The sequence below is a fragment of the Sphingomonas sp. genome (assembly GCF_035555815.1).
GTDB lineage: Bacteria > Pseudomonadota > Alphaproteobacteria > Sphingomonadales > Sphingomonadaceae > Sphingomonas.
Map to the genome: position 1 here is coordinate 1 of NZ_DATMGG010000171.1, position 8,522 is coordinate 8,522.

General features: G+C 67.8%; 9 protein-coding genes. 2 read left to right on the top strand and 7 right to left on the bottom strand.

Annotated elements, in window-relative coordinates; genetic code table 11:
• From VNR91_RS09505 to VNR91_RS09535, 7 genes are all read right to left on the bottom strand, one after another.
• The coding region (locus VNR91_RS09505; RefSeq protein ID WP_325490524.1) for a 3-deoxy-7-phosphoheptulonate synthase at positions 1 to 467 on the bottom strand (467 nt) is incomplete at its 3' end.
• A 112-nt stretch (positions 468 to 579) separates the two neighbouring features.
• Positions 580 to 2,013 (bottom strand): carotenoid oxygenase family protein, encoded by a 1,434-nt coding sequence (locus VNR91_RS09510; RefSeq protein WP_325490525.1) that lies wholly within the window; start codon positions 2,011 to 2,013, stop codon positions 580 to 582.
• A 101-nt stretch (positions 2,014 to 2,114) separates the two neighbouring features.
• On the bottom strand, positions 2,115 to 3,050 hold the full coding sequence (locus VNR91_RS09515) for a D-2-hydroxyacid dehydrogenase (RefSeq protein WP_325490526.1): 936 nt from the start codon (positions 3,048 to 3,050) through the stop codon (positions 2,115 to 2,117).
• A 103-nt stretch (positions 3,051 to 3,153) separates the two neighbouring features.
• Complete coding sequence (gene cysS / locus VNR91_RS09520; RefSeq protein WP_325490527.1) at positions 3,154 to 4,566, bottom strand: cysteine--tRNA ligase; 1,413 nt, start codon at positions 4,564 to 4,566, stop codon at positions 3,154 to 3,156.
• Positions 4,567 to 4,609: 43 nt separating this feature from the next.
• Positions 4,610 to 5,533 (bottom strand): hypothetical protein, encoded by a 924-nt coding sequence (locus VNR91_RS09525; protein ID WP_325490528.1) that lies wholly within the window; start codon positions 5,531 to 5,533, stop codon positions 4,610 to 4,612.
• Positions 5,534 to 5,612: 79 nt separating this feature from the next.
• The gene (locus VNR91_RS09530; RefSeq protein ID WP_325490529.1) at positions 5,613 to 7,220 is read right to left on the bottom strand and encodes an NAD(P)/FAD-dependent oxidoreductase; all 1,608 of its coding nucleotides are present in this window, start codon (positions 7,218 to 7,220) and stop codon (positions 5,613 to 5,615) included.
• Position 7,221: 1 nt separating this feature from the next.
• Entirely contained in the window at positions 7,222 to 7,497 is a 276-nt protein-coding gene (locus VNR91_RS09535; RefSeq protein ID WP_325490530.1) for a PqqD family protein, read from the bottom strand.
• 131 nt (positions 7,498 to 7,628) lie between these two features.
• Between VNR91_RS09535 and VNR91_RS09540 the strand changes: the two genes are divergently transcribed.
• Both VNR91_RS09540 and VNR91_RS09545 read left to right on the top strand, forming a co-directional pair.
• A complete protein-coding gene (locus VNR91_RS09540) occupies positions 7,629 to 7,772 on the top strand; it encodes a hypothetical protein (RefSeq protein WP_325490531.1) in 144 nt (47 codons plus the stop codon).
• Between the two features lie 149 nt (positions 7,773 to 7,921).
• Entirely contained in the window at positions 7,922 to 8,374 is a 453-nt protein-coding gene (locus VNR91_RS09545; RefSeq protein ID WP_325490532.1) for a hypothetical protein, read from the top strand.
• Positions 8,375 to 8,522 lie beyond the last annotated feature (148 nt).

The window sequence follows — 8,522 nt, forward strand, 5'->3', positions numbered from 1 at the left end:
GTGTCGCGGATGTTGTTCGGGTGGAACTCGGCGAAGCTTTCCGCACAGTCGCCGCCCTGCAACAGGAAGGCGCGGCCGCCGGCGACTTCGGCCAGATCGGCGGTCAGGTTGCGCGCCTCGCCCGCGAACACCAGCGGTGGATAGCTGGCGAGCTGGGCGGTGGTGGCGTTGAGCGCGGCCGCGTCGGGATAGGTCGGGAGCTGGCGCGCCTCATGCGCGGTCCAGCTGTCGGGGGCCCATTGGGCGGCCATGTCATTCTCCTGCGGGGTCTTCACGAACCAGTCGGAATGGTCGGCGATGCCGTTGGCGGCGATCTGGTTGACCACCTTGGGATGGGCGCGCTTGCCATCCTCCTCCCATCCCTGAACGGTGCTGCCGGGCGAATCATACCAGGCGCCGAAAGCGGCGCGGGTGAGGCCGCGGTCTTCGCGGAAACGGCGGATCTTGGAACCGGCAAGCGTCGTCATGCGCGGCGCTTACCCGGTTCGGGTAATCGGAGGCAAGGACGAATTTCCCCGATGGGGTAATCGCGTTCTTATCCCCTATCCGGCGTGCGCCGGATCAGGGATTGCGAGCCGGCTAGCGGCTCGCCACCCAATTGCCGTGGAAGCCGGGTGGGACGCGATGGGGGATGCGGATACTGGCCTGTGCCGGCCCGTCGAAGTCCCGTGCATTCAGGATGACGAGATCGGTGGTCTCGTGGGGGAGATCGACCACCAGGCCGATCAGCCAGCCGTCATCCTCCGCCGCGTCAGGGGCGGCGGCGACGAACACGAACTCGCCGGGATAGCGGCCTTCGCCGAAATCATGCGTCTGTCGGGTGCCGGCGTCGAGGTCGTGCTTGTACAGCCGACTGTCGCCGATGAACGCCCCCTCCGTCGGCAGGGCGAGCGTGTAGACGTAGCGATAACGCTGGCCGAACCGGCGTTCGTCGGGACGGGGGAATTCCTGCGGCGTGGAATCGATCATGCGGCGCTGCGCGGTGCGCGCCACCGGATCGAGCGTGAAGCGTTCGAGGCCGCGCGCCACCGCATCAGGCCCTTGCGTGCTGTCGTCGAACATCGTCGCATAGGTCACCGCGTCGAGCACCACGCGCCCGTCATCGTCCTCAAAGGCGTTGGCGACGTGGAAGATGTAGCAGGGATCGATGTCGATCCACACGATATCGTCCTGGGTGCCGGCGCGCGGCATCAGGCCGATCCGCGCCTGATGATCGCGGTTCCAGCGATAGGGGAAGCCGTGGCCGCCGATCAGCGCCTTCATCGAAAAGGTCACCGGCAGATCGAGGATCACGACATAATGTTCGGTGATCGCACAATCGTGGATCGACGGGCCATGGCTGACCGCGATTGGCTCCTCACGCACGACGCGGCCGGCGGCGTCGACGACTACGTGCCGCACCTTGCCGGGATCGGTGGCGAGATAGGCGATGGCGTGGTTCTCGCCGGTCAGCGGATCGAGATGGGGGTGCGCGGTGAAGCTGCTGCCCAATGTGCCGTCGAACGGGTTATAGGTCTCCTGCTCCAGATCGTCGGACAACTCGACGGGGAAGCTGCCCGCCTCGACCAGCGCGAAGATGCGGCCGCCGATGCCCAGCACATTGGTGTTGACCGTGTCGAAAGTGCCGTTGCGCGGGCCGGGCGCGGCGGGAAGGGGGCTATGCTCCGCCACGCGGCGCGACCGGATCCAGCGGTTCTTGTACCACAGCGCCCGGCCATCCTCGATGCGCACGCCGTGGACCATGCCGTCGCCGGTGAACCAGTGATAGCTGGCCGGATCGGGCGCGATCGGGTTCGGGCCGATGCGCAGATAGCGGCCGTCGAGCCCGGGCGGGATCGTGCCGGTGACCGTCAGCGCCTCCAGCGTCTTTTCCTCGGTCATCGGGGCGTGGATGCCGGTGAGGAACGGATGCGGCGCGGTGGGGACGGGCAGGCGCTTGCGGTTGAAATCGGCGACCGCGCCGATCCCCCTGGTTACCGTGCCACGAATGAGGGTTTCGATCGCGCTGGCCATCCCAAGCGACTCCATGACGATGTTGATGACGTCAACATACCGCCCCGAAGATAAGTGTCAATATGAAACTCAATACGATGCCGGAGGCGTGGCTGGCGGGTTCAATACCCCAGATCGAGATCGACGACGTTGCGCATCGGGCGCCCGGACATGAACGCGTCGAGATTGTCGAGGAACAGCGCCGTCGCGCGCTGGAACATCCCGGTCTGGCTGCGGCCCGACAGGTGCATCGTCATCAGCGTGTTGGGGGTCGTCCACAACGGGTGTTCGGGCGGGAGAGGTTCGGGGGATACGGTGTCGAGGAACGCCCCGGCGATGTGTCGCCTGTTGAGCGCATCGACCAGCGCGTCCTGGTCGATCATGTCGCCGCGCGCGACGTTGACCAGCCACGCGGTCGGCTTCATCGCCTCCAGCTCGGCCGCGCCGATCATGGTGTGCGTCGCGTCGGTCGAGGGCGCGGCGAGCACCACCCAGTCGAACTCGCCCAGCCGCACCTTCCACGCATCGGGCGTCAGCGTGCCGTCGCGGCCGGATCGGGTGACACCGGTCACCGCTACGCCGAAAGCCGCCAGCCGTTCACCAACCAGCCGGCCGATCGCCCCCATGCCGACGATCAGCGCGTTGCTCCCGAACAATTCGATCTTACCCGGCGCGTCGATCGGCCATTCGTGACGGTCGGCGGCGCGGACAACCTGGTCGTAGCGTTTGGCGGCGGCGAGGATGCCCATCACCGCATATTCGGCGACCGCCAGCGCATTGATGCCGACGCCGTTGGTCAGGGTCGTGCCGTTTGCCTTCAATCGCGCCAGGTCGAACGGGTCGATCCCGGCATAGATGGTCGACACCCATTTGAGACGCTGCCCCGCCGCGACCAGCGCGGCGGTGTCCGATCCGCGCTGCATGTCGACCCAGGCGATGTCGGCGTCGGCGATCATCGCTCTCGCCTCGTCGCGACTGGTGAACCAGTGCACGTCGAGCGCGGCTGGCAGGTGCGGTTCCAGGAGGGGGCGGGCGAGCCCGGGAAGTACGGCTTTCATCGCGGCAGCATATCCGCGCCCGCACGCGCGTCCAGAGCCTGATGCCGTCAGAGTGAAGGCTGGATTGAAAGTGAACCCGCGCGACGCGAGCGCTTGTCTGCTCCTACAGCTTCCAGTCCCAGCCCAGCGGATCGCCGTCCATCACCTCGACCCCCGCCGCCGCCAGTTCGTCGCGGATGGCGTCGGAACGGGCGAAATCCTTCGCGGCGCGCGCGTCCTTGCGCTCGGCGAGTCGGGCCTCGATCGTCTCCGCGTCGATCGCGGCGTCGGCGGGGCGCAGGCGCAGATCGGTGCGGTGCAGCGTCGCCAGCCGCAGCCCGAGCACGCGGTCGATCTTGCGGATCGCGGTGTAGCGATCGCCGGCATGGCCCTTGCCTGCCACGACATTCTCCAGCAGCACCAGCGCGCGCGGCGTGTTGAGGTCGTCGCTCATCGCGTCCTCGACCTCGCGCACCTCGGCGACGTCCAGAGATCCCCGCGGTTCGGCGTCGAACCGGTGCGCGATCTTCTCGATCCCCTGCACCAGCCGCTTCAGCCGGGTCAGCGCCGCGAACAGATTGTCCCAGGTGAACTCCAATTCGCTGCGGTAATGCGCCTGCAGGCACATCAGGCGATAGGCGAGGGGGTGGACGCCGGCGTCGACCAGCGTCTGGAGCGTCAGGAACCCGCCGGTGGACTTCGACATCTTGCCGCCGCGATCTACCAGGAAATTGTTGTGCATCCAGATGTTCGCGCCGGGGTTCGGGCAGGCGCAATGCGCCTGGTTCTGGGCGATCTCGTTCGGGTGGTGAATTTCGCGGTGGTCGATGCCGCCGGTGTGGATGTCGAACGGGTGGCCGAGGTGCTTGAGGCTCATCACCGAGCATTCGAGGTGCCAGCCCGGCGCACCCTTGCCCCATGGCGAGTCCCATTCCATCTGCCGCTGCTCGCCGGGCGGGGAGGTGCGCCAGATCGCGAAATCCTGTGGGTGGCGCTTGCCGGCGACAGGATCGATCCGGCTTTCGCCTTCGTCGGCGACGGTGCGCGCGAGCGCGCCATAGTCGGGCACGGTGGCGGTGTCGAAATACAGCCCGCTGTCGATCTGGTAGCAATTGCCCTCGATCGCCTTTCCGAAATCGATCATCTCGGCGATGTGATCGGTCGCGACCGACCACAGCTTTGGCGGGGTGATGTTGAGCCGGGCGACGTCGCGCTTGAAGGCGTGAGTGTAATGCGCGGCGATCTCCCAGATCGACTGGCCGCTGCCCGCCGCCGCCTTTTCCATCTTGTCCTCGCCCGCATCGGCGTCGGATGTCAGGTGGCCGACGTCGGTGATGTTGATGACGTGGGAGAGGTCATAGCCCTTCAACTTGAGCGTCCGCCCCAGCGTATCGGCGAAGATGTAGGCGCGCATGTTGCCGATGTGCTGGTAATTGTAGACCGTCGGCCCGCACGAATAGACCCGCGCCTCACCGGGGTGGATCGGGTGGAACTCGTCGAGTTGCCGGGTCAGGCTGTTGTAGAGGCGGAGCGTCATGAATGCGCTTTAGAGGCGCGCGTGGCATCGCTTCAAGTCCGCCTCAGCGATGGAACGCCCAGTTGACCCCGCCCGAACCGCTGATCGTCAGCGCGGCGCCCGCGGCGCGATAGCTGTAGCTCTCACGCGACGGGCCGATCGCGCCCGATCCCGCCTTGCCGCAGCCGCTCCATTGCTCGGTGCCGCGCTCGATGGCGAAGGTCAGCGATCCGCCTGACGCGGTGGCGCGACCTTCCTTCACCTGGTTGACCGTCTTGGTGCACGACCCTTCGGGATAGCTCCTGGTGATCCGCCAGCTGAAGCCGCCATCGGGGCGGATCGTCAGCGTCATCGACCGATTGACCGTCACCGATGTCGATTCGTTGACGATGACCGTGTTGGTCGCCGATCCCGCGCCGAACGTTCCGCCCAGATTGGTGCCATAGCCGGTAGCGAGGGAGGGCTGGAACTTGATCTTCGGCATCAGCACCAGTTCGCGCGTGGTCGAGGATTGCGACCAACTCCCCGTCACGGCGCCGCCGGAGCCCGTTCCGGCAGCCGCGACGGTCGCCGCCGTGCCCTCGACCCGCTTCACCGCGATGCGCGGTAGTGCGGCCGGCGCGGTGACCGCCGCCCCATCGCGTGCCATGCCGAGATAGTCGCCGGGCGAGGCGTCGTTGTTGCCGTCGACGTCCTTCCACGCGACGATCTGATAGGGTCCGGTATCGGGCACGGTCAGTGTAAAGGCATAGCCGGTGCCGTCGCGGCGCAGCGGTGCCTCGACCTGGGTCTTGCACGCCTTGTACGGCGCGGAACAGGCGATCACCTTGCCGCCGTCGAGCGCGGCGCCATCGGCGGCGGCGACCGTCCCGCTGATGGTGAGGCGGCCGAGCGCCGGGGCGGGATCTCCCGCGAAACAGGCCGCGGAGGCCATCAACAGGCCGGACAGCAGGGCGAAGCGGCGGGCAAGCTTGGTACGGGTCGACATCGTCGCGCCCTGTCAAAGGCCGCTCCGCCCGCCAAGCCGCGCGCGACCAGAGGCGCTCCCGGTGCTGCCGGGTCGGTGTTCAGCGGCGGCGAAACCATCCCGCAAGGCCGCGGCTGCGCAGGATCGCGCGGGCGGCGTTATGCCCCGGCGCGCCGGTGACGCCGCCGCCGGGATGGGTGCCGGCGCCGCACATCCACAGCCCCGCGATCGGCGCGCGATAGCTGCCGTGGCCCAGCACCGGCCGCGCCGCCCAGAGCTGGTCGAGCGACATGCGTCCGTGGAAGATATCGCCGCCGGCCAGGGCGAACTTGCGCTCCAGATCGAGCGGTGAATGGATCTGGCGGGCGATCACCGACGCCTTGAAACCGGGCGCATGGCTCTCGACGACGTCGAGGATCGCATCGGCGGCGTCCTCGCGTTCCTCGTCCCAGGATCGGCCGGCGGGCAGGGCAGGGGAAAACCCCTGGCAGAACAGGCTGGCGACATGCGCACCCGGCGGCGCCAGGCTGTCGTCGAGCGTCGAGGGGATCAGCATCTCGACCACCGGCTGGCGCGTCCAGCCGTCGGCACGCGCCACATCGAACGCCGCGTCCATATAGTCGAGGGTCGGGGCGAGAATGATGCCCGCGCTGTGATGCGGCCCCGGTTGCGGCCGCGCGGTGAAGCGCGGCAGATCGGCCAGCGCCACGTTCATGCGGAAACTGCCCGATCCAACCGCATAGCCGGCGATCCGCGCGCGGAAATCGGGCGGCAGGTCGGCGGGATCGACCAGCTTTTCGTACAATGGCTTTGGGCCGACATTGGCGACCACGATGGAGGCAGCGATCACTTCACCGCTGGCCAGTTGGACGCCGCTCGCCATGCCGCCCTCGACCGCGATCCGCGCGACCGGCGCCTCGGTGCGGATCGTCACCCCCGCCTCCGCGCACGCCGCCGCCATCGCCTGGGTGATCGCCCCCATGCCGCCGATCGCGTGGCCCCAGGCGCCCTTTTCGCCGTTCACCTGACCAAAGACGTGGTGGAGCAGGACATAGGCCGAACCCGGCGTGCTCGGCCCGCCATGGTTGCCGACCACCGAATCGAACCCGAACACCGCCTTGATCGGATCGCTTTCAAACCAGCGGTCGAGGAACTCGCGCGCGCTGCGCGTGAACAGCTCGATCAGGTCGCGCTGGGCGTCGATGTCGAGCCGCCCGATCCGCCGACCCTGCCGCGCGGCGTCGATCAGGGTCGCCAGCCCCTCGCCGGCGTTGGGTGGGATTTGCAGCGCCAGGTCGCGCAGCACGTCGGCGATCCGATCGAGCGCCGCGCCATAGGCGGGCAGGGCATCCGCATCGGCAGCGGAGAAGCGTGCGACCTCCGCCTGGGTCGCGGCCATGCCGCCGCCCATCGCCAGCGATCGCCCGTCGGGCAGCGGCAGAAAATTGGCGAGCGGGCGCAGCACCGCGCGATAGCCGCGATCGTGCAGCCGCATGTCGGCGATCACCTTCGGCTGGAGCAGGCTGACGGTATAGCTGGCGGTCGAATTGCGGAATCCGGGCGCGAATTCCTCGGTCACCGCCGCGCCGCCGACCACCGCGCGCGCTTCGACCACGCAGACCTTCAGCCCGGCGCGGGCGAGGTAAAAGGCGCAGACCAGCCCGTTGTGCCCGCCGCCGACGACGACCGCGTCAAAGGCCTGGGTCACCTCAGGCCGGGTCCAGGTCGACCAGCCCCTCGCGCTGCAATTCCTCGAGCAGGGCGATCACATCGGGGCGCGCCTCGTCGGGCGCGACCTCGAATTCGCTGCTCAGCGTCTCGCACAGGCCGGTCACGCTCTGCGGCGTCTCGATCAACGCCCAGATCCGCGTCGCCGTCGGGTTGAAGCCATAGCAGGCGCCGTTGTCGACGTGGAGGCCGAGCAATTCGCCGTCGACCTCCGCCTCGATCAGCCCGCCGCGGCGCTTCGCGATCATCTCGCCCATGCTGTCAGTCCCCGGTTGCGTTTCACAGGCACGTTTACCGGTTTTGCCACTGGCACCGCAACGCCCGCGTCGCGATTGACTTGCCGTGGTGCGGCGGGCACAGCATTTACCATTCGCCAAGGGGACGTGGTATGAAAGCAGCAGCGGTGAGCGGGCAGCGGGCCAAGTCTGGCAATCGCACCCGGTGGGAACGGCCGGTGATCCGCCGTATCGAGGCCGGCGACGCCGAGGTCGGTGTGCGCGCGGCGCAGGACGGCAGCTTCACCGGATCGTAGCGCACCGATGCACCCGGTCGGCGCCCATGATTTTTAGGCGCGCCGCCATCTGGTTCAGCCTGCGTTCCACACCATATCGCTACCTGACGCGCTCGAGTCGCTTCACGCGGGGCCTTACCCCGGCGCGGTGCCGATCCGATGGAGGTAGTATGAACCGTTTCTTGAAGAATTGCGTTGCGACGCTGGCGATCGGCGGCGCGATCATCGCGGCGATCCCGGCAGAGGCGCAGCGCGGCGGCTATCGCGGCGGATCGGGATCGCACTATGGCGGCGGCAGCTATCGCGGTGGCGGCAGCGCCTATCGCGGCAACGGCGGCGTGTATCGCGGCAACACCAGCCGGGTTTATCGCGACTATCGCGGGCCGCGCGGTTACGTCGCGCCGCGCTACGTCGATCGCTCCTATTCACGCTATTCGCGCTATTACGGGCCACGCTATCGCGGCGGCTATTACGGATCGCCCTATGGCTACGGCTATTATGACGACGGCGCCGCGCTGGCGGCCGGGGTCGTCGGCCTTGCGGTCGGCGCGGCGATCGCGGCGGATCGGGATCGCTATTACGATGACGATTATGGCTACGGCGACTACGACTACGAATATTGATCGCCGGCGCCCCGCGTAGCGGTGCATCGATGCGACGAAGCGTGGAACATGCGACGAAGCGTGGAACCACGGACGCCCGTCGCCGTTATCCCCTCCGTCCCGGCCATCCTCTCGAGGATGAGCGGACGCGATAGTGCTCCCCCCAAAG